Raw genomic sequence first — 1,505 nt, forward strand, 5'->3', positions numbered from 1 at the left:
AAGAATCCCAGCGGATTGATGTCGTAGCTGACCAGCAGGTTCTTGGTCTGCTGGTAGTGGTCGAGCATCATCTTGTGGGTTTCGCGGCCGACGCCGGACTTCTTGTAGCCACCGAATGCGGCATGTGCCGGGTACAGGTGGTAGCAGTTGGTCCATACGCGGCCGGCCTTGATGCCACGGCCCATGCGGTAGGCGATGTTGATATCGCGGCTCCACACGCCGGCGCCCAGGCCGAACTCGGTGTCGTTGGCAATGGCCAGCGCTTCGGCTTCGTCCTTGAAGGTGGTCACGCCGATCACCGGGCCGAAGATTTCCTCCTGGAACACGCGCATCTTGTTGTGACCCTTGAGCAGGGTCGGCTGGATGTAATAGCCGCTGGCCAGGTCGCCTTCGAGCTTCTCGGCAGCGCCGCCGGTCAGTACCTCGGCACCTTCCTGCTGGGCGATTTCCAGGTAGCTGAGGATCTTGTCGAACTGCTGCTGCGAGGCCTGGGCACCGACCATGGTCTCGGTATCCAGCGGGTTGCCACGGCGGATCTGCTTGATCTTCTTCATCACCTCGGCCATGAACGGCTCGTAGATGGACTCCTGCACCAGCGCGCGCGACGGGCAGGTGCACACTTCGCCCTGGTTGAAGAAGCCCAGCACCAGACCTTCGGCGGCCTTCTCGATGAACGCCGGCTCGGCGCGCATGATGTCCTCGAAGAAGATGTTCGGCGATTTGCCGCCCAGCTCGACGGTGGACGGAATGATGTTCTCGGCGGCGCACTTCATGATGTGCGAACCGACCGGAGTGGAGCCGGTGAAGGCGATCTTGGCGATGCGGGTGCTGGTGGCCAGCGCTTCACCGGCCTCACGGCCAAAGCCCTGGACGATGTTGAGTACGCCCGGCGGCAGCAGGTCACCGATCAGCTCGATCAGCACGGTGATGGAGAACGGCGTCTGCTCGGCCGGCTTCATGACGATGGCGTTGCCGGCGGCCAGGGCCGGAGCCAGTTTCCAGGCGGCCATCAGCAGCGGGAAGTTCCACGGAATGATCTGTCCGACCACACCCAGCGGCTCGTGGAAGTGATAGGCGACGGTGCCGTCGTTGATCTCGGCGGTGCTGCCTTCCTGGGCGCGGATGCAGCCGGCGAAGTAGCGGAAGTGGTCGGCGGACAGTGGCACGTCAGCGTTGAGGGTTTCGCGCACGGCCTTGCCGTTGTCCCAGGTTTCGGCCACGGCCAGCAGTTCGAGGTTGGCCTCGATGCGATCGGCGATCTTCAGCAGGATGTTGGCGCGCTCCTGGACGCTGGTGCGGCCCCAGGCATCGGCGGCGGCGTGAGCGGCATCGAGGGCCTTGTCGATATCGGCGGCGTTGGAACGGGGGAATTCGCCGATTACCGAGCCATCGACCGGGCTGGTGTTGGTGAAGTACTGGCCGCTGAGCGGGGCGACGAACTCACCGCCGATGTAGTTGCCATAGCGCGGCTTGAGGGTAACGAGGGAGCCTGGGGTACCCGGTTT

At 63.9% G+C, this 1,505-nt stretch carries 1 protein-coding gene; it reads right to left on the minus strand.

Annotated features, from left to right (window positions below; translation table 11 throughout):
* Positions 1 to 1,505: aldehyde dehydrogenase family protein (locus NCCP436_RS17535; protein ID WP_259651521.1), on the minus strand; the 1,505-nt coding region annotated here is incomplete at both ends.

Origin of the sequence: Pseudomonas sp. NCCP-436 (genome assembly GCF_019656335.1) — a bacterium.
Lineage (GTDB): Bacteria > Pseudomonadota > Gammaproteobacteria > Pseudomonadales > Pseudomonadaceae > Aquipseudomonas.